This is a genomic window from Qipengyuania sp. SS22 (genome assembly GCF_025736935.1).
Taxonomy (GTDB): domain Bacteria; phylum Pseudomonadota; class Alphaproteobacteria; order Sphingomonadales; family Sphingomonadaceae; genus Qipengyuania.
The window spans coordinates 2,277,193-2,302,690 of sequence record NZ_CP107048.1 but is presented as its reverse complement, the minus strand read 5'-3'; the positions used below and the strand labels follow the sequence as shown (position 1 = coordinate 2,302,690).

Annotated in this window: 20 protein-coding genes; 14 read left to right on the top strand and 6 right to left on the bottom strand. The window is 66.1% G+C overall.

Going from position 1 to position 25,498, the window contains the following annotated elements:
• Positions 1–311: 311 nt before the first annotated feature.
• Positions 312–785, bottom strand: a complete 474-nt coding sequence (locus N6L26_RS11530) for a peroxiredoxin (RefSeq protein ID WP_263605703.1) — start codon at positions 783–785, stop codon at positions 312–314.
• A complete protein-coding gene (gene glnE, locus N6L26_RS11525; RefSeq protein WP_263605702.1) occupies positions 782–3,463 on the bottom strand; it encodes a bifunctional [glutamate--ammonia ligase]-adenylyl-L-tyrosine phosphorylase/[glutamate--ammonia-ligase] adenylyltransferase in 2,682 nt (893 codons plus the stop codon). The genes N6L26_RS11530 and glnE overlap by 4 nt, the downstream gene beginning before the upstream one ends.
• A gap of 106 nt (positions 3,464–3,569) precedes the next feature.
• Between glnE and N6L26_RS11520 the strand changes: the two genes are divergently transcribed.
• Genes N6L26_RS11520 through N6L26_RS11510 form a run of 3 tightly spaced genes read left to right on the top strand, consistent with a single transcriptional unit; the run spans position 3,570 to position 6,455 of the window.
• Positions 3,570–5,273 carry a M28 family metallopeptidase gene (locus N6L26_RS11520; RefSeq protein WP_263605701.1) on the top strand — a complete coding sequence of 568 codons (1,704 nt, stop codon included), beginning with the start codon at positions 3,570–3,572 and terminating at the stop codon, positions 5,271–5,273.
• Between the two features lie 25 nt (positions 5,274–5,298).
• A complete protein-coding gene (locus tag N6L26_RS11515; RefSeq protein WP_263605700.1) occupies positions 5,299–6,291 on the top strand; it encodes an agmatine deiminase family protein in 993 nt (330 codons plus the stop codon).
• A gap of 35 nt (positions 6,292–6,326) precedes the next feature.
• Positions 6,327–6,455 (top strand): hypothetical protein, encoded by a 129-nt coding sequence (locus N6L26_RS11510; RefSeq protein ID WP_263605699.1) that lies wholly within the window; start codon positions 6,327–6,329, stop codon positions 6,453–6,455.
• Positions 6,456–6,459: 4 nt separating this feature from the next.
• On the opposite strand, the gene N6L26_RS11505 is transcribed toward N6L26_RS11510, so the two are convergent.
• The 3 genes from N6L26_RS11505 to N6L26_RS11495 all read right to left on the bottom strand — a co-directional run bounded on the left by N6L26_RS11505 (position 6,460) and on the right by N6L26_RS11495 (position 11,152).
• Complete coding sequence (locus N6L26_RS11505; RefSeq protein WP_263605698.1) at positions 6,460–7,203, bottom strand: sulfite exporter TauE/SafE family protein; 744 nt, start codon at positions 7,201–7,203, stop codon at positions 6,460–6,462.
• A 14-nt stretch (positions 7,204–7,217) separates the two neighbouring features.
• A complete protein-coding gene (gene thrS, locus N6L26_RS11500) occupies positions 7,218–9,257 on the bottom strand; it encodes a threonine--tRNA ligase (RefSeq protein ID WP_263605697.1) in 2,040 nt (679 codons plus the stop codon).
• 233 nt (positions 9,258–9,490) lie between these two features.
• Complete coding sequence (locus N6L26_RS11495; RefSeq protein ID WP_263605696.1) at positions 9,491–11,152, bottom strand: alkaline phosphatase D family protein; 1,662 nt, start codon at positions 11,150–11,152, stop codon at positions 9,491–9,493.
• A gap of 120 nt (positions 11,153–11,272) precedes the next feature.
• On the opposite strand from N6L26_RS11495, the gene N6L26_RS11490 reads away from it, so the two are divergent.
• The 11 genes from N6L26_RS11490 to N6L26_RS11440 all read left to right on the top strand — a co-directional run bounded on the left by N6L26_RS11490 (position 11,273) and on the right by N6L26_RS11440 (position 24,414).
• Entirely contained in the window at positions 11,273–11,491 is a 219-nt protein-coding gene (locus N6L26_RS11490; RefSeq protein WP_263605695.1) for a hypothetical protein, read from the top strand.
• Positions 11,488–12,066, top strand: coding sequence for a hypothetical protein (locus tag N6L26_RS11485; protein ID WP_263605694.1), 579 nt, complete (start codon positions 11,488–11,490; stop codon positions 12,064–12,066). Before N6L26_RS11490 ends, N6L26_RS11485 begins: the two co-directional genes overlap by 4 nt.
• Positions 12,063–12,257, top strand: coding sequence for a helix-turn-helix transcriptional regulator (locus N6L26_RS11480; protein WP_067693113.1), 195 nt, complete (start codon positions 12,063–12,065; stop codon positions 12,255–12,257). Before N6L26_RS11485 ends, N6L26_RS11480 begins: the two co-directional genes overlap by 4 nt.
• Positions 12,258–12,327: 70 nt before the next feature.
• A complete protein-coding gene (locus N6L26_RS11475) occupies positions 12,328–13,419 on the top strand; it encodes a YjgN family protein (RefSeq protein ID WP_263605693.1) in 1,092 nt (363 codons plus the stop codon).
• Between the two features lie 4 nt (positions 13,420–13,423).
• Entirely contained in the window at positions 13,424–14,500 is a 1,077-nt protein-coding gene (locus N6L26_RS11470) for a M48 family metallopeptidase (protein ID WP_263605692.1), read from the top strand.
• A gap of 40 nt (positions 14,501–14,540) precedes the next feature.
• Complete coding sequence (locus tag N6L26_RS11465; RefSeq protein ID WP_263605691.1) at positions 14,541–15,284, top strand: alpha/beta hydrolase; 744 nt, start codon at positions 14,541–14,543, stop codon at positions 15,282–15,284.
• Positions 15,281–16,120 carry a tetratricopeptide repeat protein gene (locus N6L26_RS11460; protein WP_263605690.1) on the top strand — a complete coding sequence of 280 codons (840 nt, stop codon included), beginning with the start codon at positions 15,281–15,283 and terminating at the stop codon, positions 16,118–16,120. The genes N6L26_RS11465 and N6L26_RS11460 overlap by 4 nt, the downstream gene beginning before the upstream one ends.
• Complete coding sequence (locus N6L26_RS11455) at positions 16,117–17,094, top strand: LLM class flavin-dependent oxidoreductase (protein ID WP_263605689.1); 978 nt, start codon at positions 16,117–16,119, stop codon at positions 17,092–17,094. The genes N6L26_RS11460 and N6L26_RS11455 overlap by 4 nt, the downstream gene beginning before the upstream one ends.
• A 177-nt stretch (positions 17,095–17,271) precedes the next feature.
• Positions 17,272–21,960: an NAD-glutamate dehydrogenase gene (locus N6L26_RS11450; protein ID WP_263605688.1), complete on the top strand. Its 4,689-nt coding sequence runs from the start codon at positions 17,272–17,274 to the stop codon at positions 21,958–21,960.
• Positions 21,961–22,030: 70 nt separating this feature from the next.
• Positions 22,031–23,257 (top strand): NAD(P)/FAD-dependent oxidoreductase, encoded by a 1,227-nt coding sequence (locus N6L26_RS11445; RefSeq protein ID WP_263605687.1) that lies wholly within the window; start codon positions 22,031–22,033, stop codon positions 23,255–23,257.
• On the top strand, positions 23,254–24,414 hold the full coding sequence (locus tag N6L26_RS11440; RefSeq protein ID WP_263605686.1) for a CaiB/BaiF CoA transferase family protein: 1,161 nt from the start codon (positions 23,254–23,256) through the stop codon (positions 24,412–24,414). Before N6L26_RS11445 ends, N6L26_RS11440 begins: the two co-directional genes overlap by 4 nt.
• On the opposite strand, the gene queG is transcribed toward N6L26_RS11440, so the two are convergent.
• Positions 24,411–25,451, bottom strand: a complete 1,041-nt coding sequence (queG, locus tag N6L26_RS11435) for a tRNA epoxyqueuosine(34) reductase QueG (protein ID WP_263605685.1) — start codon at positions 25,449–25,451, stop codon at positions 24,411–24,413. The genes N6L26_RS11440 and queG overlap by 4 nt on opposite strands.
• Positions 25,452–25,498 lie beyond the last annotated feature (47 nt).

Below are 25,498 nucleotides of genomic sequence, written 5' to 3'. Positions count from 1 at the left end.
TCGCTTTTTCTGTAGGTTAGCCCTGCGCGCGCTCTGGACGGCATGAAAATGCTTCAGGTCGACCGCTGGATTCGCGATTGCATAGTCAATGATTCGTTTGGGGATTTTTATCCTGATTTCATGGCCTTAGGGTCAGCAGACGCTCGCGCCCGGCGGCTTTCCGTTCGCAGCGCGAATCACAATCCGGCTCGAACCGCTAGCCTCGCGCGACGTAGCGTCACGGAGGGTTTGCAGCGCCCTCGATTCAGCTCATCGCGCACCGACAGCCGCCGAAAGCGAGACCGGCACATCGGTTCTGCCGAGGCGAAACGTCAGTCGCCGCGAACCGCCGCGAGCACCTCTTCCGCGTGACCCTTTACCTTCACCTTCGGCCAGACGCGGAGGATCTTCCCGCCTTCATCGAGCAGATAGGTCGAGCGGATCATGCCCATGAAGGTTTTGCCATACATCTGCTTTTCGCCCCATACGCCGAGCGTATCCGAGAGCCCGCTCTCGGCTGCATCGGTTGCTAGCGCAACGGTGAGGTCGTGCTTGGCGATGAAGTTCTGGTGCTTCTTGGCCGAATTCTTGCTGACCCCGAGCAGTGCCGCACCCGCCTTCTCGAACTCGGGCTTGAGCGCGGAGAAATCCTTCGCCTCGGTGGTGCAGCCCGGAGTGTTGTCCTTGGGGTAGAAGAAGATCACCGCCTTCTTTCCCGCCAGATCGGCCTTGGTCAGCATACCGCCATCGGGCGTTTCCATGGTGAAATCGGGAAAGGCATCGCCTTCGCCATAGGTCTTGGTCATTCGTCCATCTCCAGGGTTTCACCGAACACGTCCTGCCATGCCGCGGCAACATCGTGGCGCGCCGCATGCAAGCACTGCGTGAGATCCGCATAGTCGCCACACCCGCTCTGCCGCGCCAGCAGCGCCGCAGCCGCGGGATTGGGGCGGGCCAGGTCGGGCGCGAGCAGCCGCGTACCGACCAGCAGCCGCGTCATCAAGCGATGCGCATCGGCGAGCGCCGGCGGCAGTTTCCCGGCGGCGACCAGTCTGCCAATGACCGGGCCGAGATCGGGACCCAGCGCTGCGCGATCGCGCAATTGCAGATAGTGCACCAGGAATTCGATATCGACGAGCCCGCCGCGCAGCAGTTTGGCATCGAGCGGTCCCTTGGCGGTTTTGTGTGCCGCCATCTCACCGCGCATGGTGAGCACATCCTTGCGCAAGGCATCGGGAGCGCGTTCGCGGCACAGGATCGATGTCACCAATTCTCCGACCTCGGCACGCGCGGCAGCGCTCCCCACCAGCACCCGTGCGCGGGTGAGCGCCATATGCTCCCACGCCCAGGCATCCTCGCGCTGGTAGCGCGCAAAGCTCTCCACGCTGGCGGCCAGCGGCCCCTGATTGCCCTGCGGGCGCAGTCTGGTGTCGACTTCGTAAAGCGCGCCCTGCGCGGTCGGCACGCTGAGCGCGGCGGTAACCCGCTGGGCAAGGCGATTGAAATAGAGCGTCGCGCCGAGCGGTCGCGCGCCATCCGATTCGCCTTCGTGCGTGCCCGTGAAAAGATAGACGATATCGAGGTCGGAGGCATGCGTCAGCACGCCGCCGCCCAGGCGCCCGAGCCCGACGACGACAAGCTCGCTACCCGCGATCCGGCCATGCTTTGCAGCGAATTCCTCCTCGGCCGCTTCCACCGCGACCTGCAGGGCGGCCTCTGCGGTACGTGCCAGCCCGGCGGCGATCTCGAGCGGATCATGCGCCGCCTCGACCAATTGCACTGCGAGCGCGAAGCGGGTCTCACCCGTGACCACGCGCAGCCGGTCGAGCTGCATCTCGTAATCGTCACCGCGTTCGCGCCGGCCCATGCGCGCTGCCACTTCGGCAACGCTGCCCGGCAGGTCCAGCGCAGTGCGATCTATCAGCGCATCAAGCAGTTCGGGTCGCTGCGAAAGATCCTCCGCCAGCGGCGGCGCGAGGGTGAGGCAATCGGCGATGAGCGCGAACAAGCCGGGACGCGCTTCGAGCAGGCGGAACAGATTGACCGCGCTCGGCAGGCGCGCAATCAGGCTTTCCCAGCGCACCGCGGCAGCGGTCGGATCGGGCGAACCCGCGATCGAAGACAGCAGGTCGGGGCGAATCGCTTCGAACGCGCTGAGTGCGGCGGTGCTGCGCAGCGCGGGATATCGGCCGCCGGTCCACTGGCTCATGCGTTCGACCAGTTCGACGGGAATTTCGGGCACGCTGCCGGTATCCGCCACGACATGCGGCGCACTTTTCGGAACCGAGATGCGGTCCTCGTCGAGCAGGGCATCGAAGCGTTCCGCGACCGGGCGGGCCAAATCGCCCACCAGCGTAACCAGCGCGGCGCCATCGGCCAGCCCGTGCAACTGCGCGACCGTGTCCAGCCCATCGCCTTCGGGAAGCGTATGCGTCTGCTTGTCGCCAACCATTTGCAGCCGGTGCTCGATCGTCCGCAGGCCGTCATAGCTTTCGCCCAGCTTGCGCGCATCCGTCGGCGAGATCCGTCCGGTCGCGGCAAGCGCATCGAGCGCCGCGCGCGTCCCGCGCACCCGCAGCGAAGGATCGCGCCCGCCATGGATCAGCTGGTGCGTCTGCGCGAAGAATTCGATTTCCCGAATACCGCCGCGCCCCAGCTTGAGGTTGTAGCCCGGCTCGGGAACCCGCGGCCCGCGCTGTTCGTCGCGGATGCGGTGGGTCAGGCGGCGGACCTCGTCGATTGCGCCGAAGTCGAGGCTGCGCCGCCACACGAAAGGGCGGATATGGTCGAGAAAGGCCTCGCCTGCGGCAATATCGCCCGCACAGGCGCGCGCACGGATGAACGCCGCGCGTTCCCATGCCAGCGCCGAACTTTCGTAATGCGTGATCGCCGAGTCGAGCGAGATCGCCAGCGGGCTGACTTCGGCTGCCGGACGCAGGCGCAGATCGACCCGGAAAACGTAGCCCTCGCTGGTGACGTCGGACAGCAGCCGCACCGTCTCACGCGCATAGCGCTGGGCCGCCTCGCCCGGTTCGTCCCGCTCCCGCCGGGGTAGCTGTTCGGGCTCGTAAAGCAGGATGGGGTCGATGTCGGAGGAATAGTTGAGTTCGCCCGCGCCATGCTTGCCCAGCGCAAGCCCGATCATTCCCGCTGGCTCGGCATCGGACATGCGCTTGCGTATCGCGGCCGCGAGCGCGGCATGCAGCGCGCGGTCGGCAAAAGTCGATAGCTCGCGCATGACCTTGTCGAGATCGAAGGCCCCCGCGAGGTCGCCCACCGCCAGCACCAGCGCCAGGCCCAGCCGTTCGCGGCGCAGCGCCGTAGCGACGTCGGTTTCCGCCACCTGTTTGGCGACCAGCAGCGCCTCTTCGCCCGCTCCCTCGGCCAGCATCTTAGCCAGATCCGGGCGCCGCTCCAGCGCACGCGCAAGGAAGGGCGCATGGTCGCGGGCGCGGTGCAGCGCGGAGGTCCAGTCGGCATCCATCGCGACTACCCCTGCCGCCGCCTGGACACCGGCGCAAGCTTGCCCTCGTCCCGCCATGCTGACACAAGCACGCGCAATGCGAGATGTGAGAAGAGGAACCTCCGCGATGAAACGCTTCATCCTTGCCGCGAGCGCGGCGCTGGTGCTGTCCGCCTGCGACATGGGGCTGGACCCCGATGCAGACGTCGATGCCGGGCTCGACCTGCCCGATGTCGCCGACGGCACGCTGTCGGAAGAGACTATGAAGCGCGTTACCGAGCGGCTGTCCTCGGACGAATTCGAAGGCCGTGCGCCGGGCACGCCGGGCGAGGAAAAGACCGTCGCCTATCTGATCGAAGAATTCGAGCAGGCGGGCCTCGAACCTGGCAATAACGGCAGCTGGGTACAGGACGTCCCGCTGGTTGAGATCACCGGCAAGAATTACGCGCCGCTGACGATTGCTGGCGGCGACGGCGAAGCGATGGAACTGGATTATGCCAGCGACTGGGTCGGGGTGACCTATCGCGAGGATGTCCAGACCACGCTGGAGGACAGCGAACTGGTCTTCGTCGGCTATGGCATCAACGCCCCCGAGAAGGGCTGGAACGACTATGCCGGGCTCGACATGACGGGGAAGACCGCGGTCATCCTCGTCAATGATCCCGATTTCGGCGCGGAAACGCTCGATGGCCCGTTCAACGGCAAGGCGATGACCTTCTATGGGCGCTGGACCTATAAATACGAGGAAGCCGGCCGCCAGGGCGCGGCGGGTGCGATCATTATCCACGACACCGCGCCGGCCGCTTATGGCTGGAACGTGGTGGAAAGCAGCTGGTCGGGGCCGCAGGCCTATGCCTCGCGCGGCGACAATCCGCCGCCAATGACGCAGCTGAACGGCTGGGTGCAGAAAGCGGTCGCAGAGAATATCTTCGGCGCGGCGGGCAAGGACCTCGGCGAACTCTCGGCTGCGGCGCGCGAGAAAGGTTTCACCGCCGTTCCGCTGGGCCTCACCGCCTCGACCAGCTTCCGCAACGATATCCGTACCTTTGCCTCGCAGAACGTGATCGGCATGCTGCCGGGGAGCGAGCGCGCGGACGAATACGTCATGCACACCGCGCATTGGGATCACCTCGGCCGGTGCACGCCCGCCCCCGATGGCGACGATATCTGCAATGGCGCGGTCGACAACGCCACCGGCACCGCGGCTCTGGTCGCACTGGCGGAAGCGCATGCCAAGGCAGGCCCCGCCAAGCGCAGCCTCGTCTTCCTTGCAGTCACCGCCGAGGAATCGGGCCTGCTCGGCGCGGACTATTATGCCGCCAACCCGGTGTTCCCGCTCAACCGGACCGTCGGCGGTATCAATATGGACGCTTTCCTGATGGCGGGTGCGGCGAAGGACGTGACCGTGGTCGGCCCGGGCAAGTCGCAGCTCGACCTGTTCCTCGACAAGGCACTGATGAACGATGACCGGGTGACCACGCCCAATCCGAACCCCGAAGCGGGCTATTACTACCGTTCGGACCATTTCGCCTTCGCCAAACGCGGCGTGCCGATGCTGTATCTCGATGGCGGTGAAGACCTGATCGAAGGAGGCACCGAAGCGGGCGCGGCGGTGGCAGCGGATTATCGCGAAAACCGCTATCATGGCCCGAAGGACGAATACGATCCGAACTGGGACTGGTCAGGCGTGATGAGCGATCTCGCGCTGTTCTACCGGATCGGCCGCATGCTGGGCGAATCGACCAGCTGGCCCAACTGGAACGAAGGCGACGAGTTCAAGGGCACGCGCGACGAGGATTGCGCCGGCGAAGGCGCGGCTTGCGCCGTCTGACACCCGGCACGAAAAGGACCGCTCCATGACCTTCCGCATGCCGCCCGAATGGGCGCCGCAGGACTGGCTGTGGATCGGTTTCCCGCATGACGCGGATGAATGGCCCGCAGTACTCCCGCGCGCGCAGGAGCAGATCGCGGCTTTCGCCAACGCCGTAGCGGAGAGCGGGCAGGAAGTGCGCCTGCTGGTCCGCGATGCCGCCAACGAGACGCGCGCGCGGCAGTTGGTGTCGGGCGCGGTCACGCTCGAACGGCGCAGCTACGGCGATGTCTGGCTGCGCGACACGGGTCCGCTGGTGCTGTGCGACGGCGCGGGCAACCGCGCCGCGCGGCGCTTCGGTTTCAACGGCTGGGGCGGCAAGTATCTGATGGACGGCGACCAGACGGTCGGCGCCGAACTGGCCGAGGATGCGGGGCTGCCGCTCGAAACCGGCAACTGGATCCTCGAAGGCGGTGCGATCGACGGAGACGGCACCGGACTGGTGATCACGACTGAACAGTGCCTGCTCAACCCCAACCGCAATCCGCAACTGTCGCGGGGCGACATCGAAGAACGCCTGAAGCGCGACCTGGGCTTTTCCCGCGTGTTGTGGCTGGGCGACGGGCTGGTCAACGACCACACCGATGGCCATGTCGACAATCTCGCGCGCTTCGTGGCGCCCAATACGCTGTGTTTGCCACGCGCCACCGGCAAGGACGATCCCAATGCCGCGATCTACGCCGATGCCAAGGCGCGCGCCGAGGATTCAGGCGTGGCGGTCAGGGACATTCCCTCGCCCGGGCTGGTGACCAGCGGCGACCATATCGAACCCGCGAGCTACGCCAATTTCGCGATCGCCAGCCATCTCGTCGTCGTGCCGACCTTCGGCAGCTCGCATGACGCGGACGGCGTGGCAGCGGTGGCCGCGCTGTTCCCCAACCGCGCGACGATCGGCCTGCCGGGCGATGCAGTGCTGGCCGGCGGGGGGGGATTCCATTGCGCCAGCCAGCAAATGCCCGCAGCCGGATGGCGCCCTTAACCTTTCATTAGCTATTGCACCCGAGAATGGCGGTCATGGTCAAGCCTACCGCTCTCGCCCGCACGCAAGCCCCCGCCCAGTCGGTGGTCGATGTTGCGCGCGCGCTGATTGTGGGTGGCTGCGGCCTCGCGCTGGTCCTCGCCGGACCGGTACTGCCGTTCTGATCGCCTAGAGCAGCCGCAGCAGCGTCGCGAGCGCCGCCCCGCTCAGAATTGCCCCGACGACCGCGCGCCATAGTGCGTCGCCGATCTGTCCGGCGGCGCGGTCGCCCAGCCAATTACCCAACAGCACGGCGGGGAACAGCAGCGCTGCCAGCAAAGGCAAGCGCCAGGCGAGGATCCCCAGCGCCGCTCCCGAAACCAGACCCGCGCCTGCCGCGATGGTGAAGATCAGCATCATCGAGGCCTTGGCCGTCTCGCGCGGGATCGCCCGGCCGACATAATAGGGCACGACCGGAGGGCCGGGCATCCCGGCATAGCCCGTCATCAATCCGCTCAGCACGCCGACCCCGCCGGTGGCCAGATGCCCCGGTTCGGCGCCCGCGCGGCGCGGCAGGAGGATAGCGAAGAACGCGGACAACGCGATCATCGCGATCAGGAAGCGCGCGAGGTCATCGCTGGTCGCGGCCAGCGCCAGCAGGCCAAGCGGGGTGACCAGAACCACGAGAATGGATATGCGCCACGCCGACCGTTCGGCCCCGCGCACCAGCCGGCGGACCTCGCTCAGTCCGATAAAGAGCGAGAGGAAATTGGCCAGCAGCACCGACTCCACCGGCGGCAATGCCAGCGCGAGGATCGGCACCAGCAGGATCGCCATGCCGAAACCGGTCAGACCGCGCACGAAGGCCGAGCCGAAGGCCGCCGCCAGCGCCGCCGCCAATTGCCACGGCGCATAGGCCGCCAGCAGGTCCATCGCGTGCAGTCCTTCTAGCGCAGGTCGGGCGGAGTGGCTTCGCTACGCAGCATCGCGATCGCCTCGTCGAGCGGCATGACGCGCTGCTCCTTCTCGCCCAAAGTGCGCACCGCGACGGTGCCCTCTTCGGCCTCGCGATTGCCGACCACCAGCAGGTGGGGAACCTTGGCATGGCTGTGTTCGCGCACCTTGTAGTTGATCTTCTCGTTGCGCAGGTCGCTCTCGACGCGGATGCCCGCAGCTTTCAGCTTCGCAACCGCTTCGCTGGCGTAGTCGTCGGCATCGGAGACGATCGTCGCGACCACCGCCTGAACCGGCGCAATCCAAACGGGCAGCCGCCCGGCGAAGTGTTCAATCAGCACGCCGATGAAGCGCTCAAACGTGCCGAAGATCGCGCGGTGCAGCATGACCGGGCGATGCTTTTCGCCGTCCTCGCCGATGTAGGTCGCATCGAGACGTTCGGGCAGCACGCGGTCGCCCTGGATCGTGCCCACTTGCCAGGTACGCCCGATCGCGTCGGTCAAATGCCATTCGAGCTTGGGCGCATAGAAAGCGCCTTCGCCGGGCAGTTCTTCCCAGCCGTAGTCCTCATTCGCCATGCCCGCTTCGGCCACGGCCTCGCGCAATTCCTGCTCGGCCTGGTCCCACATCGCGTCGCTGCCGAAGCGCTTTTCGGGACGTAGCGCGAGCTTGACCTGATAGTTGAAGCCGAAGTCCGAATAGACCTCGTGGACCAGCGTGCAGAAGGCACGGACCTCGTCGATGACCTGGTCTTCGGTGCAGAAGATATGCGCATCGTCCTGCGTGAATTGGCGCACGCGCATGATGCCGTGCAGCGCGCCATGCGGTTCGTTGCGGTGGCAGCACCCCATCTCGCCCAGCCGGATCGGCAGGTCGCGATAGGAGGTGATGCCCTGCTTGAAGACCAGCACATGCGCCGGGCAATTCATCGGCTTGATCGCCATCCAGTCGGCATCGGGGGCGACATGCGGATTGGCACCCTTGCCGTCATTGTCGTCGCCCAGTCCTTCGACCTCGGGGACGATATCGGGCACGGCGAACATGTTCTCGGCATATTTGCCCCAATGGCCCGATTGCTCCCACTGACGCACGTCCATCAACTGCGGCGTCTTGATCTCGCGATAGCCCGCGCGGTCCATCTTGCGGCGCATATAGGCTTCGAGCTCGCGCCAGATGCGATAGCCGTTGGGGTGCCAGAAGACCGAGCCCTGCGCTTCTTCCTGCAGGTGAAACAGGTCCATCTCGCGGCCGAGCTTGCGATGATCGCGCTTGGCGGCTTCTTCCAGCCGCATCAGATGCGCGTTGAGCTGCTTCTTGTTGAGCCAGCCGGTACCATAGATGCGCGTCAATTGCGGGTTGCGCTGGTCACCGCGCCAATAGGCCCCGGCAACCCGCGTAAGCTTGAAGGCGGCGGGATCGAGCTTGCCGGTGCTGGCAAGATGCGGGCCGCGGCACATGTCGAGCCAGGCGCCGTCGCTGCCCGGCACGCCCGACCAATAGACGGTCAGTTCCTCGTCCTCGGGCAGTTCGCGCGCCCATTCGGCCTTGAAGGCCTCGCCATCGGCCTCCCATTTCTCGATCAGCTGCTGGCGGCTCCAGACCTCGCGGCGGAGCGGCTTGTCGGCCTTGATGATGCGCCGCATCTCTTCTTCGATCGCGGGGAGATCGTCCATGCTGAACGGATCGCGCGTGGCGGGCGCTTTCACATCGTAATAGAACCCGTCATCGGTCGCCGGGCCGAAGGTGATCTGCGTACCCGGCCACAGCGCCTGCACCGCCTCGGCCAGCACATGTGCATAGTCGTGGCGCGCCAGTTCGAGCGCGTCCGCTTCGTCGCGCGCGGTTACCAGTGCGAGTTCGGCATCGCCCTCGAAGGGGCGGTTGATGTCGCGCAATTCACCGTCGACACGCGCGGCGATGGCGGCTTTGGCAAGCCCCGGGCCGATCGCCGCCGCGACATCTGCGGGCGTCGCGCCTTCTTCCATTTCGCGCACCGAACCGTCGGGCAGGCTGATCTTGAGCAGTTCCGTCATGTCATTCGTCGTCCGTTTGGTTGCGGCGCCCATGGCACATGGGCGCGCGCGCTTGAAGCGGCGTTTGCGCAAAATCCGGATTCGGGAGGAAACGCCATGCCGCCCGAAACCGGGCGGCGGCGGCGCGGATCAGACCGCGACCAACCGCCCCCGGTCACCCGGGGTGGTGGTAGTCGTCGCGGTGATACACACGTTGGGCATGGCCTGTACATTAGGTGCAGGCCGCCGGTTTCTCAACCCATATCGAGCGCGCGGCTGCCCGTTTGCGTCGAAACGCGGCGGGTATCGTTCACCCCGGCTCCCTTCTCGCGCACGCTGGAAACGAAGCGGAACTCGCTCGATGCGCTGGCCGGCGTGAGCTCCACCGCCATGTATCCGCGGCGCGATCCGTCCATCCACTTGAGCTGGCGATTGTGCGCAACCGTCTCGCGTTCGAGGACATCGACCGGGAGGTAAGAGGCGTAGCTTTCGAGTCCGGGGGAAGTGACGCCCTGCACCCCGAATTCGACCCCGACCTTCTCGCCCGCATGATCGAGATCGAAAGCCCAGGCATTATGCGTGTCGCCCGCCAGGCTGATCAAATTCGCATTGGCGTCGAGGGCGGCCCGGAACACCCGTTCGCGCGCGGCGGGATATCCGTCCCACGCATCCATATTGAGCGGCAATTCGGCGCGGCCGGCCATCGCCCCGGCCAGGATGCGCTGGCGGATATAGGCGGGCAGGTCTGCCGGCAGCCCTTCAGTTAGCCGCGGCGCGGTGGCCAGATTGCCCATCAGCACCTGTTGCACCAGCACCTGCCACCGCTTACCCGCGGATGCCGACCGTTTGAGGCCATCGGTCAGCCAGGCCTGCTGCTTCATTCCGAGCAATTGGCGCCTGCCATCGCGGTAGTCACCCTCACGGAAGGCGACGAGCGCGGCCATAGCATCCTCAGGGGTCGTTTTGCCCGACAGGATGTCGCCGTAAGAAAACTGCTCGGCGCGGGCGGTCAGCCGCGTCTCGAGCCGGAAAAGAGTTGCGAGGTCGCCCACCTCATACGCGGCCCAGGGTTCATCCGACACCGGCATCCATTCGCGGTAGGCCTTGGCCGCAGCGGCCTTGCGCACCGACCACTCGCCTTCGGTATCGCTCTGGTGGTTCTGTGCCCCGCCCTGCCATGAATCATTCGCGCTTTCGTGATCGTCCCAGCCGGCGATCATCGGGAACAGCTGGTGGAGCCGGCGCAGGTCCGGATCGCGGCGATAGGTCGCATAACGCATGCGGTAATCGGCCAAGCTGACGATCTCGCGTGCGGGGAACAGCACACGGCCCGATTGCGCCTCTTCGTTCAAGGGATAGGTGCCGGGGCCGTATTCGTAGAAATAGTCGCCAAGGTGCAGCGCGCAGTCGAAATTGCCAACGGCGGCGGCATGCGCATAGGCGTTGAACCAGCCGAAACCCATGTTCGAACAGGAGAACACCGCCATGCGGAACTTGTCGGTCGCACCGACGGGCAGCGTCTTCGTGCGGCCGACGTCCGAGTGCGATCCGTCGGGCGCGGTGAAGCGATAATAATACCAGCGCCCCGGCTCGAGCCCTTCGGCCCAGGCCTTGCAGCACCAGTCGTGATCCGCGCTAGCCATGACCGAGCCACCGCCAGCGGGACGCGCGAAATCGATCGATTCGCTGACCTCGAATTCCAGCGCCGTGTCTTGCGCACCCACGAAACGGGTCCAGAGTAGCACGCGCTCGGCCGCCGGTTCGCCGCTGGCGACGCCGTGGCTGAACCCCTTGCCCCCCGACTGCGCGGCGAGGGGAGCGCCGGCCACCCCCAACCCGAGGACGCCTCCCTTGAGCAGCGAGCGACGGTCGAGTGCGGATAACGGGGCAGCGGCAGGCGGTTCGGTCGCGAACATTCGAATTCTCCTCTTCCGGCGCCCTGCCTGCGCCCGATGACGGTGTGGTGACAAGCCATTTTCCAAAGCGACATGCACGCACGACTGTTTGGAAAGCAGGCTTGACATTACGTCTCGCTGGTGACAAACACGCTTTACATTACGGAAAGGACCATTGCCATGCCACCCAAAACCCCCCTCCTGTTCGCCGGCGCAATCATCGCGATTGCGGTGCTCGCAGTCTTCGACATCGTCCCAGAAGAATTTGCGCAGTTCAGCGTGATTCTCTTCCCGGCCCTCGCGGCCATCCATATCGCGCGCACCGGCTCGTGCGGTTGCAGCACGAATGTCCGCGCATGAGCGGCACCGGCAGGCTTTGGCTGCTCAAGTCGCCGGGACGCTGGGTCACGCTCTACTTCCTCAGCATCGCCGTCATCGCGGCACTGAAACTGAGCGGGGCGATCGCATCGCCCGTCGGCTTCATCCTGCTGGCTGCGGCGACCTTCCTGCTCTTCCCGCTGGCGCGGCGCGGGGCGGATGGCTGCACCAGCCAAGCGATGGCTGCGTACAACCGGCGAATCGTGTTCAGCAGCTTCGGCTATGTCCTCGGCCTCGGCATCGCGATCACGCTGTGGAACCGCTACGAGCTGTCCGATCCGGCGGTCTTCGCCATCTCGCTCCTACCGACGCTCCCGACCTTCGGCATCATCTGGGCGATGGGGCGCTACCTCGCCGAGGAACAGGACGAGTATCTGCGCCACCGCACGATCATGGCGGCGTTGGTCGCGCTTGGTATCGTGCTGGCCATCGGTATCTTCTGGGGCTTCCTCGAGATGTTCGAACTCGTCCCGCATATCTGGGCGTGGTGGGTGCTGCCTGTCTGGGCGATCGGCCTGGGTCTCGCGCAATTGTGGCAGAAGGTGCGCGGCGCATGAAGAACCGCCTCAAGGTCCTGCGCGCCGAGCGCGACTGGAGCCAGCAGGATCTCGCCACGCGGCTCGAGGTTTCGCGGCAAAGCGTCAATGCGATCGAGACCGGTCGTTACGATCCCTCGCTCCCCCTCGCTTTTCGCATCGCCGATGTTTTCGGGCTGGCGATAGAAGAGATCTTCCTGCGCGAAGAATAACGGCTCGCCGATTGACACGGCAGCGGCGATCCCCGACCCTTGCGCGATATATTCACAGGGGTCGTTACTTATGCATGGGTCGCAAGAGATGGACGGGGCGGGCAGCGCCTTCGTCTTTGAAGGAAACTGGCGCGATTTCGCCAAGATCGCCTTGCCCAATTTGCTGCTGACGATCGTTACCCTGGGCATCTACCGCTTCTGGGCGACCGCGCGCGAGCGGCGCTACCTGTGGTCGCGCACGCGCTTCGTCGACGAACATCTCGAATGGGCAGGCACCGGAATGGAGCTGTTCATCGGTTTCGTCATGGTCTTCGTCCTATTCGGCATTCCCTATTTCGGGTTGAGCTTCGTTGCGCAGGCGCTGGTCGCGCGCGGGTACGAATTGCTTGGCATTGCGCTTTCGGCATTCGCGGCGCTGGCGATTTTCTACCTGCTCGGCGTCGCCCGTTTCCGCGCGTTGCGCTACCGCCTTTCGCGCACTCGCTGGCGCGGCATTCGCGGTGGCAGCGACACCGCCGGCTTCCTGTTCGGCCTGTCCTACATGTGGAAGACCGCGGTGGGTTGGATCCCGGCCGGCCTGCTGCTGCCCTGGTCGATGACCAGCCTGTGGAACGAACGGTGGAGCAAGATGAGCTTCGGGCCCTACGCGTTCGAGGCCGATGCCGAAGCGGGCAATGTCTTCGCGCGCTATCTGCTGTTCTATCTGACCCCCTTCGTCCTCTTCGCCGGTGGGATCATCATGGCCGGCATGGGAATGCTCGCGGGTTATGGTGTCGGCGGCGAGGAAGGCCGCGCGCTTGGCGGGCTGATCGGCATCATCGCCCTGGTGCTGTTCTTTTACTTCGGCCTCGGCCTGATCGCAGTGGCATTCTTCGCCAAGTTCTACCGCGAAGTGGTCGGCGCAACCCGCTGGCGCAACCTGCACTTCACTTTCACGGCCTCGACGCTGGATTGGGTGAAACTGCTGGTAGTCGATGCGCTGCTGGTCGTCTTTACTTTCGGGATCGGGCTGGTCTTCCTGTCCTATCGCCACTGGAAGTTCTTCATGACGCATCTCGAGGCGAGCGGGGAGATCCTGCTCGACGAGCTGACCCAGTCGCAGACCCGCACCGCGAAGCATGGCGAGGGCCTGCTCGACGCCTTCGACATGGGCGCGATCTGAGCCGATGGAAGACGCGTTCCAGACTGCCGCCCAATGGTACGATGGCACCAATGCAGTGCGCCATAGCGGGACGTTGAGCTGGGACGGACGCGGCGGGTTTACGCTGGCGGGGCCAGAGGCGCGCGAGGAATTCGATGCCGCCGACCTGCGCTATGGCGAAATCCGCCCTGACCAGCGGGTCTATCACCGCGCCAGCGTGCCCGATTTCCGCCTGATCCTGCCCGAGGACATTCCCGCAGGCCTCGCCGCGCAGCTGCCGGCCAAAAGCGATTACGGCGCCTGGGTCGACAGGCTCGGGCTGGGCAAGGCGGTAGCGATATTCGGCGTTGCCAGCGCCGCGGCGGTGGCGCTGTTCCTGACCGCACCCGACTGGCTGGGTCCGCGTATCCCGCCCAGTTGGGAGCGCCAGATCGGCGAAGCGATGGTCGGCGATTTCGGCGGCCGTATCTGTCACACGCCCGCGGGCGATGCGGCGCTCGCCAAGCTGCTCGCCAAGGTCGATCCGGCCGAGGAGAAGGTGCGCGTGGGCGTCGCCAATATGGGAATGGTCAATGCGGTCGCGCTGCCCGGTGGGCAGGTTATGCTGTTCGACGGGCTGATCCAGCAGGCCGACAGCCCGGAAGAGCTGGCCGGGGTGCTCGCCCACGAGGTCGGCCATGTCCGCGAACGCCATGTGATGACCGCGCTGCTGCGCCAGTTCGGCCTGTCGATCCTGCTGGCGGGCGCCGATTCGGGCGTCACCAACAGCGTCTTCGGTCTCGCCGCGATGGGCTATTCGCGCGATGCCGAACGCGAGGCGGACGATTATGCCCGCGCGCGCATGGCCGAAAGCGATATCTCGCCGATCGGCGCCGCCGAATTCTTCGAACGGATGGCCGAACGCCATGGCGATAGCGCAGACGCCCCCGCTATGGTCGGATGGCTGGCCAGCCATCCATCCTCGGGCGAGCGCGCCAAGGCCTATCGCGCGGCGGCAAAGGAGGACGCGGACTATCCCCCGGTGCTGACCGAGAAGGAATTCGCCGCGCTCCAATCGATGTGCGCGCAGGATCCCGACGTCGAGGAGTTCGGCTTCTTCTGACCCTTGCAATCGCGCCCGGTCGCGTGAACAGCATGCGCAAATGAGCGATATCCAGTTCCACGCCATGCCCGATCGCGGGCGCATCGCCTATCGCTTCACGCCGGGCGCCGGGCCCGCGCTGGTGTTCCTGCCGGGCTATATGTCCGACATGGCGGGCGGCAAGGCGACCGCCGTGTTCGAATGGGCGCAGGCGCGGGGGCAGGCGTGCCTGCTGCTCGACTATTCGGGCTGCGGTGCAAGCGAGGGTGACTTTGCCGACGGCACGCTCTCGCGCTGGTGCGAAGAGGTTCTGGCGCTGGTCGATGCCCTGATCAGCGGGCCGGTGATCGTCCTCGGATCGTCCATGGGCGGCTGGCTGATGCTGTCCGTCGGGCAAACGCTTGGCGGGCAATTGGCCGGGCTGGTTGGCCTCGCCCCGGCACCCGATTTCACCGATTGGGGGCGGTCCGATGCCGACAAGGCGAAGCTGATCGCGGGCGAAACCATCTACGACGAGAACCCCTACGGACCCGAGCCCACACCGCTGCACCCGGGCTTCTTCAGCGATGGGCAAGCGCAGCTCCTGCTCGGCGGCGAGATCCCCATCACCGCACCCGTGCGGCTGATCCACGGCCAGCGCGATCCGGATGTGCCGTGGGACATCAGCCTGCGGCTCGCCGCCGCGCTGCGTTCGGACGATGTACAGGTCACGCTGGTAAAGGACGGCGACCACCGCTTGTCGCGCGAGCAGGACATCGCCCTGCTGCTCCGCACCGTCGACGCGCTTTCGAAAGGCCCTGTATGATTGCCTCCGCCATCGCCCTGCTGATCCTGCAGGTCGGCCCCAACCCTGGCGCCGACGCCTTCCCCGGACTGCCCGAGGAATTGCGCGATCGCCCCGCACGCGAGCGCGCGACTGCACCCGTCGGCGCCACGGGCACCTCGGGTAGCAAGTTGGCCGAATGCGTTACACTCGCCACCGAGGATGCCGAAGCCGCCAGCAATATGGCGCAGGCCTGGCGCGAGACCGCCGCGAACCAGCTGGAACTGGCCCAATCGGCGCATTGCCTCGGCCTCGCGCTGGTGCGGCTGGAGGATTTTACCGAAGCCCAGCGCGCCTTCGATCTTGCCGTCGGCGAAGTTCCTTCTGGTGCGCCCGCCTACCAGGCGCGGCTTGCGGCGATGTCGGGCAATGCCGCGATGGCGCAGGGCAATCCCGCCATTGCCGAAATCGCCTTCGCCCGCGCGGTAAACTACGCGACCGATGCTGCCGATGCGCCGCTCATGGGCAGCGTCTCGGTCGACCGCGCCCGCGCGCTGGTTGCCCTAGGCCGTAACGAAGCCGCGGTGGCTGCACTGGCCAGCGCGCGCGGAGCGGACCCCGCCAATGCTCGCGCCTGGCTGCTCTCGGCCACGCTCTCGCGGCGGCTCGAACGGCTTGGCGAAGCGCGCGAACAGATTGCGCAGGCCGCCTTGCTGTCCCCGCAAGATCCCGCAGTCGGGCTCGAGGCGGGTGTGATCGCCGCCCTGTCGGGGCGCGACGAGGAAGCCCGGCGCAGCTTCGAATCGGTATTGCTGGTCGCGCCGCAAAGCACCGAGGCCACCCGGGCCCGGACCTATCTGGAGCAGCTTGCATCATGACCGATTTCTCCGTTCTCGATCTCGTCCCCGTCCGCGAGGGCGGTACGCTGGGCGAGGCGTTCGATGCCGCGACCATGCTCGCGCAAACCGCCGAAAAGGCCGGCTGCAAGCGTTTCTGGGTGGCCGAGCACCATGCCATGGTCGGGATTGCCGGCGGGGCGACTGCGGTCGTGCTGGCGCATATCGGCAATGCCACCTCGACCATCCGGATCGGGTCGGGCGGGATCATGCTGCCCAACCACACACCGTTCCAGATCGCCGAACAGTTCGGGACGCTCGATGCGCTGTTTCCCGGGCGGATCGATCTCGGGCTTGGCCGGGCACCCGGAGCGGGCCCCGAATTGCAGCGTGCATTGCGCAAGGATCTGCATCGCGCCGCCGAAATGTTCCCGCAGGACGTGGTCGAGCTGATGGCGTTGATGGCGGGCGAAACTGCCATCCATCCAACCCCGGGCCTTGGCGCGCGGCCCGAATTCTGGATGCTCGGATCGAGCCTGTTCGGCGCCCAGCTCGCCGCCAAGCTGGGCCTGCCCTATGCCTTTGCCAGCCATTTCGCACCCGACCACCTCGATGGCGCGCTCGAACTTTACCGGCGCGATTTCCAGCCCTCCGAAGCCTGCCCCGCACCGCATGTGATGGCGGCGATGAACCTGTTCGTCGCCGATAGCGAGGACGAGGCCGAATATCTCGCCAGCTCGCAATTGCAGGCCTTTGTCGCGCTACGCACCGGCACGCCGGGCAAGCTGCCGCCGCCGGTCCGCGGCTATCGCGCCGGCCTGCCGTCACAAGCGCAGGCCATGCTTGCGCATATCGGCCAGGCCAGCGCGATCGGCACACCGGGACAGGCCGCCCAAGCGGTGCGTGCCTTTATCGAACGGACCGGCGCCGACGAGATCGTCTTCGGCGGCAGCATGTTCGATCCCGTCGCACGATGCCGGGCGCTGGAACTCGCGATGGATGTGCTGACGGACTAGGCGTGCCGTAGCGTCGGCGGACCGTATGGCGGTGCGCATACGATTGCACTTTTGCGCGCACAGCACCTTGCAGCCCGCCTGCAACGGGCCTAGGCGCGGCGCGCAGGTCGTGGCGCACACGACTCGGATATTTCGCGGCGCGGAAACGATCATGCGCCGCAAGGAGAGAGGCCCCTTATGGGTTCGACAACTGCCGCCCTTCCGAAAACCCTCCAGAATGCGATCACCGAGAGAATGCGCCTGTCGCTGCTCAGCGGCGATACGCCGTTCGACAAGGCGCAGCTTGGTGACGCCGCGCAATTCGTCGGGCAATTGGCCATCCAGCGTACGCTTGGACGTTCGGCCATGGCGATCGAAAGCGTTAGCGACGAACGCCGCCTGACCCGCATTGCGATCGTCAATGACGACATGCCCTTCCTGGTTGATTCGGTCGCTGCGACGATTGCCGCGCTGGGCCTGTCGATCGACCGACTGGTCCACCCGGTCATTCCCGTCGAGCGCGACGACAAGGGACGGCTTATCGGCATCCCCGATGGCGATCCGGACGAAGCCTATTGGGAATCGATGATCTACATCGAGGCGGCGCGAGTCGATGCCAAGACCCGCCGCCAGTTGCAGGAAACGCTCAAGGAAACGCTCGCCGACGTGCGCGCGGCAGTCACTGACTGGCCCGCGCTGCAGGACGCCATGGCGAGCGATGCCAAGCGGATCGCGGCAACCGACAATGAAGGGGCGGAACTGCTCGACTGGCTCAATTCGGGCATGTTGACCCAGCTGGGTCACGTCACCCGCCACCGCGACGGGCGCCAGGAAGACGAGCTGGGCATCTGCCGCCGCAGCGCGCAAGCCCTGCTTGCCGAAGCCTCCTACGAGCGTGCTTTTGCCTGGTTCGAAGCGGGCACCGACCAGCGCCGTCCGCTGATCATCAAGGCCAACCATCTCAGCAACGTGCATCGCCGCGTCCCGCTCGACCTGCTCATCGTGCCGATCGAGGAGCAGGGCCAACCGGTCGCGCTCTCGGTCCATGCCGGGGTCTGGACCAGCGCCGCGCTCGCCGCGCCGCCGCGCAGCGTGCCGCGCCTGCGCCGCCAGCTCGATACGCTGCGCAGCCGTCACGGGTTCGATGATACCGGGCATGCCGGCAAGGCGCTGGTGCATGCGCTGACCACGCTCCCGCACGATCTGCTGATCGGGTTCTCCGAAAAGGACGTCGAGCGCGTCGCGACGACGATGATGAGCCTGGTCGACCGCCCGCGTCCGCGCCTCGCGTTGGTCGAGGCCCCCCTGGCCCGCCACCTCTTCGCCTTCGCCTGGCTGCCGCGCGACATGGTCGCGACGCAGGTCCGACTGGAAATCCAGGCGCTGCTCGAAGAAGCCGCTTCGGCGCGGCTGCTCGACTGGAGCCTCGAGGTCGAAGGCGGCAATCTCGCCACGATCCGCTTCGTGTTCGACATTCGCGATGGTGACCAGGCCCCCGACCAGGCGCAGCTTGAGGAGCAGATGCAAACGCTGCTGCGCGGCTGGGGCGAAGCGGTCGAGGCCGAGCTTGGCACGATCGAGGAACCCAGCCGCGCAGCGGGCCTCGCCATGCGCTTCGCCGACCATTTCCCCACCGGTTTCCGTGGCCGCTACGGCCCGCGCGAGGCGGCGCTCGACATTGCGCGCCTCCACCACCTCGGCGCGAGCGTGGAAAGCGAGGAAGTGGTGCGCGGTGCGCGGATGTATTTCTGCGACCGCGAGGTGCAGGGATGCCTGCGGCTCAAGCTCTACCAGTCCGAAGGCAGCCTGCCGCTGTCCGAAGGCGTGCCAGCGCTCGAGGATTTCGGTTTCTACGTGCGGTCAGAAATGCCCACCGTGCTCGACGAGGGGCGGTTGGGGACGATCCACGATTTCCTGCTCGACCTGAAGCCGGGCGCCGATCCCAAGACGTTGATCGACCGTTCCGAAGCGATCGAGGAAGCCGTCAGCGCCGTCCTCAACAGCGAAGCGGAAAACGACCCCTTCAACCGGCTAGTGCCCGAAGCAGGCCTGTCCGCGCGCGAGGCGAACTGGCTGCGCGCCTTCTACCGCTATTTGCGGCAGGCGGGCATGGGCTTCACCATCTATACCGTGGTCGACGCGCTGGCTGCGGCACCCGACGTGACCCGCGCGCTGATCGCGCTGTTCACCGCGCGCCACGATCCCGACTTCGGCACTGGTCGCGAGAAGGCGGTCGAGGACGCGCGCGCCGCGATCAAGCGAGGCCTCGCCAAGGTCAAGGCGATCAATGACGACCGCCTGCTCAGGCTTTACAATTCGCTGATCGACGCGATCCTGCGCACCAATGCCTTCGCCCCCGCGGCGGCCGAGGCGCTGGCCTTCAAGATCAACTCGGCCAAGGTCCCCAATCTGCCCAAACCGATCCCCTATCGCGAAATTTTCGTCTATTCGCGCCGGGTCGAGGGTATCCATCTGCGCAGCGGCCCCGTCGCCCGCGGCGGCCTGCGCTGGTCGGACCGGCGCGACGATTTCCGCACCGAAATCCTCGGGCTGATGAAAGCGCAGCGGGTGAAGAACGCGGTGATCGTGCCGACCGGCGCCAAGGGTGGGTTCTACCCCAAGCAGCTGCCCAATCCGGCGCTCGACCGCGAAGGCTGGGCCGCCGAGGGGCGCGGCAGCTACGAAACCTTTATCCGCACGCTGCTGTCGGTCACCGACAACATCGTCGACGACAAGGTCGTCCACCCGGAAAAGATCGTCATCACCGATGGCGAGGACCCCTATTTCGTGGTCGCCGCAGACAAGGGCACCGCGACCTTCTCCGATGTCGCCAATGCGATCGCCGAGGCGAAGGATTTCTGGCTCGACGACGCTTTCGCCAGCGGCGGTTCGAAGGGCTACGACCACAAGGCCATGGGCATTACCGCCAAGGGCGCGTGGGTCAGCGTACAACGCCACTTCCTCGAGATGGACGTCGATGTGCAGAGCGAGTCCGTCGAGGTCGTCGGCTGCGGCGATATGTCGGGCGATGTCTTCGGCAACGGAATGCTGCTGTCCAAGGCGATCAAGCTGGTCGCCGCCTTCGATCACCGCCACATCTTCCTCGATCCGAATCCCGACCCGGCGGCCAGCTGGGACGAGCGCCAGCGCCTGTTCGCGCTCCCCCGCTCGAGCTGGGAGGATTACGACAGCGCGCTGATCTCCAAGGGCGGCGGGGTGTTCGCGCGCGATGCCAAGACCATCAAGCTGTCCAAGGTGATGCAGGCCAAGCTGGGCATCGAACAGGGCACGATCGAGCCGGAAGCGCTGATCTCGGCGATACTGAAGGCGCCGGTCGACCTCATCTGGTTCGGCGGCATCGGCACCTATATCAAGGCGTCGCAGGAGAATAACGTCCAGGTCGGCGACCCGGCCAACGATGCGCTGCGCGTGGATGCAAAGGAACTCCGCGCCAAGGTCATCGGCGAGGGCGCCAATCTCGGCATCACGCAGGCGGGGCGGATCGAGTTCGCGCATGGCGGCGGACGTTCGAACACCGACTTCATCGACAATTCGGCAGGCGTCGATTGCTCGGACAATGAGGTCAATATCAAGATCGCCCTGGCCGCTGCCAAGCGCGCGGGCAAGCTCAGCGAGCCCAAGCGTGTCGCGCTGCTCGAATCGATGACCGACGAGGTCGGGCGGATCGTGCTCGAGGACAATCGCCTGCAGGCGCTGGCGCTTTCGATCGCCGAAGTCGGCGGTGCCCGCGCGATGGCCTCGCAGCAACATATCATCCAGACGCTCGAGGCGGGCGGCAATCTCGATCGCCGGACCGAGGGTCTGGCCGACGACCAGACGCTGCAACGCCGCGCGGCCGATGGCGCAGGTCTGACCCGGCCCGAACTCGCGGTGCTGCTGTCTTCGTCCAAGCTGGTGCTGCAGGATGCCATCGAACGTGGCAGCCTGACCGACGATGCGCTGCTCGAGGAAACGCTGTTCGAAGCCTTCCCCGAGCCGATGCGCAAGAAGTACAAGACGCAGATCGCGGGTCACCAACTGCGGCGCGAGATCGTCGCGACCAAACTGGCCAATCGCATCGTCAACCGCATGGGGATGATCCATCCCTTCGAACTGGCGGAAGAAGAAGGCGTCGAGCTGGATCAGGTGGCCGCGGCCTTCGTCGCCGCCGAACGCCTGTTCGACCTGCCCGACCTATGGACGTCTATCGATGCCACAAAGATGCCCGAAAGCGCCCGGCTGATGCTGTTCGACCGGATCGCTGCGGCAGCCGGAAATCTGATTTCGGACGTGCTGCGCACCTCTTCGGGTCACGTCGACCCGAGCGCGCTGGTGGGTGATATCGGCAAGGCGGTCGCCAAGCTGGCGGGCGCCACCACCGAGCTGTTGAGCACCGAATCGCGCCAGCAATCCGATCGCCTGTGCGACCAGCTGATCGCCGCCGGGGCGCCTGAAGCGCTCGCTGCGCGGGTGGCGCATCTCTACGATCTCGATGGCGCAGTAGGCCTCGCCAAGCTGGCGAGCGAGACGGGCATCGCCCCGATCGGCCTGACCGAAGCCTTTACCGAAGTTGGCCGCCGCCTGGGTCTCGACTGGGCGCAGTCGACTGCCGCGTTGATGAGCCCCTCGGATGTGTGGGAACGCCTGCTGGTGTCGGGCCTCGCGCGCGATTTCCAGCAGATGCGGCTCGAACTGCTGCGGCGTCTTGCGCGGCGCAAGGATGCCAAGCAGGACATGCCCGCCGCGGTTGCCAAATGGGCCGAGGAGCAGACGGTCGCGGTGCGCGGGTTCCGTACCATGGTCGCACGGGCGCAGGGCCAGTCGCCGGTCGCCCCGGCCATGCTGGCGCAGGTCGCGAGCATGGCGCGCAACCTGCTCGGGCGCTAGCACCACACCTGACCCGGGCATGACCGGCTGGGCTTGACCGGCTGGCGTTTTCGCGCCAGCCAGCGCGGCGATGGAACATTTCGATATCGTCATCGTGGGCTCGGGTCATGGCGGGGCCCAGGCCGCCATCGCATTGCGGCAGAACGGCCATGAGGGGTCGATCCTCATCGTCAGCCGCGATCGCAATCCGCCCTACGAGCGGCCCCCGCTGTCGAAGGAATACCTCGCGGGCGAAAAGCCGTTCGAGCGCATCCAGATCCGCCCCGAGCAATTCTGGGCCGACAAGGACATCACGCTGCGGCTGGGCCGCAACGTCAACGAGGTCGACCCGGTCGCGCGCGAGCTGGGCCTGTCCGACGATACGCGGATTACCTACCGCAAGCTGATCTGGGCTGCCGGCGGCGATGCCCGCCGGATGTCGTGCCCGGGCAGCGACAATATGGGTATCCACTACGTCCGTACACGGCGCGATGTCGATACGCTCAGGGAAGAGCTCGCCGCCGGGGCAAAACGCGCGGTGATCGTCGGGGCGGGCTATATCGGGCTCGAAGCGGCCGCGGTGCTCCGCAAGCTCGACTGCCAGGTGACCGTGGTCGAAGTGCTCGACCGCGTGCTCGCGCGCGTCGCGGGCCCCGAATTGTCCGAGTTCTACGCCGCCTATCATCGCGAACAAGGCGTCGACCTGCGGCTATCGACCGCGGTCGAGACGATCACCGGCGAAAACGGCCGCGTCACCGGCGTGATGACCGACAGCGGCGAGACGATCGCCTGCGACATGATTATCGCGGGGATCGGCATCGTGCCATCGGTGGGTCCGCTGATTGCAGCGGGTGCGGCGGGCTCGAACGGAGTCGATGTCGATGCCTACGGGCGCACCACGCTCGACAACATCTATGCCATTGGCGACTGCGCCAGCCACGCCAATCCCTATGCCGACAATAAGGTCATCCGGCTCGAATCGGTCCAGAATGCCACCGACATGGCGAGCATCGCGGCCAAGGCGATCATGGGCGACAAGCAGGCCTATGATGCGGTGCCGTGGTTCTGGTCGAACCAGTACGATCTGCGCTTGCAGACCGTCGGCATATCGATCGGCTATGACGCCACCGTGCTGCGCGGCGATCCGGCGACGAAGAAGTTCAGCGTCGTCTACCTGCGCGAAGGCGTGGTGATCGCGCTCGATTGCGTCAACAACACCAAGGATTACGCGCAGGGCCGCAAGCTGGTGATGGCGCGCGCGGAAGTGGATACCGAAGTGCTTGCCGACGCTGCAGTGCCGCTCAAGGACATGCTGTGATTGCAGCCGGGGACGATCGCGCGATGCTCGAAGGGCTTCGTGTGATCGACATGACCTCGGTCGTCTTCGGACCCTATTGCACGCAGATTCTCGCCGATTTCGGCGCCGAGGTCATCAAGGTCGAAGCCCCCGGCGGCGACGCGTTCCGCTATGGCGCGCCATCCGCGCACAGCAAGGCAATGGGCCCGGGATACATTGCGCTCAACCGCGGCAAGCGGTCGCTCGTGCTCGATCTCAAGCAGGACGGCGACCGGGCGATCCTGCGCGACCTGCTCGCCGATGCGGACATCTTCATCCACAACGTCCGCGGCGAAGCTATCGAACGGCTCGGTTTCGATTACGACAGCGCGCGCGCGCTCGCGCCCGACCTCATTTATGTCCATTGCGTCGGCTTCGGCTCGGGCGGCCCCTATGCCGGGCTCCAGGCCTATGACGACGTAATCCAGGCGGCGAGCGGCACCACCACCCTGCTGCCGCGCGCCGATGGCGATGAGCGACCGCGCTATCTGCCCTCGCTGATCGCCGACAAGGTTGCGGGGTTGCACGCCGCCTATGCGGTGATGGCCGCGGTGGTGCACCGCCTGCGCACGGGCCAAGGCCAGCATGTCGAAGTGCCGATGTTCGAGGCCTTCAGCAGCTTCATGCTGAAAGAGCATCTCGGCGGGAACACCTTCGACCCGCCGGTCGGCCCGCCCTGCTATGGCCGCCAGGTCGATCCCAATCGCCAGCCGTTCCCGACGCGCGACGGATATGTCAGCATCGTGCCTTACCGGCTCGACCATTTCACCAAGGTGATCGCGCTGATGGGCGACGAGGCCTTCGCGGGAGAAGCCCGGTTCGCGACGGTCGAAGGGCTGATCGCCGGACAGGCCGAGCTCTATGCCCGCATAGCCGAACTCACCGCCGGTTTCGCCACCGACGAGCTCGTTGCGCTGATGCACTCCCATGCGATCCCCGCGATGCCGGTGCGCGACATGGCAGATATGGCGGACGAGCCCCATCTCGAAGCCTCGGGTTTTTTCATGCGGCGCGAACACCCCAGCGAGGGCGCACTGGTCGAGATGCGCGAACCGTCGCGCTTTTCCGCCTGGAACGCCCCCGATCCGTCACCCGCCCCGCTACTGGGCGAACATGACCGGGATTACCGCAAGGGTTAGGCGAGCTGTGCGGCAGCCCAGTCGGCAGCATCGGAAACCGCGGGATCCGGATCGCCGCGCAGTCCCTCGACAAGCGGAGCCAGGGCCGCCGAACCGCTGTTCCCCGCCGCATAGAGGCAGTTGCGCACGAAGCGGTCGCGTCCGACCCGCTTGATCGGCGAGCCCGAAAAGAACTGCCGAAATCCCGCATCGTCGAATTGCAGGAAAGTGGCGAGATCGGGTGCCACCAACTCCTCGCGCGGGGCCAGTTTGATGTGCCGCTGCGCCGTCTCGGCAAACTTGTTCCACGGGCAGACTGCCAGGCAATCGTCGCAGCCATAGATGCGATTGCCCAGCGCCTCGCGAAACTCCTCGGGGATCGGCCCTTTGTGCTCGATCGTGAGGTAGGAAATGCAGCGCCGCGCATCGAGCTGGTAGGGCGCGGGGAAGGCATCGGTCGGGCAGGCATCCTGACACGCACGGCAATTACCGCAGCGGTCGGGATGCGCTTGGTCGGGCGCAAATTCGAGCGTCGAATAGATCGCGCCGAGGAACAGCCAGCTGCCATGCGACCGGCTGACCAGATTGGTGTGCTTGCCCTGCCAGCCGATCCCGGCCGCCTCTCCCAGCGGCTTTTCCATCACCGGCGCGGTATCGACGAAGACCTTGAGTTCGCTTTTTGGCGCGCGCGCGATCAGCCAGCGCGCCAGCGCTTTCAGCGCCTTCTTGACCACGTCGTGATAATCGCGCCCCTGCGCATAGACCGAAACGCGCGCTTTCTCCGGCGCATCGGCCAGCGCCAACGGGTCCACATCGGGGGCATAGCTCATGCCCAGCGCGATCACGCTGTTGGCTTCGGGCCATAATCCTTGCGGCGAGGCGCGCTGCTGTTTGCGCGCATCCATCCAGTCCATCGCCCCATGGCGCCCCTCGCCCAGATAATGCTCGAGCCGCGCGGCGCGCTGCGGATCGGGCGCGGCGGACGCAAATCCGCAAGCAACGAAACCCAGCCTGAGGGCCTCGGCGCGCAATTCCGCCTGCAACTCCGCATTAACCACGCTTGCGTGTGCTCCCGTTCACTGCCAGCCACTACTCATGCGCGCAT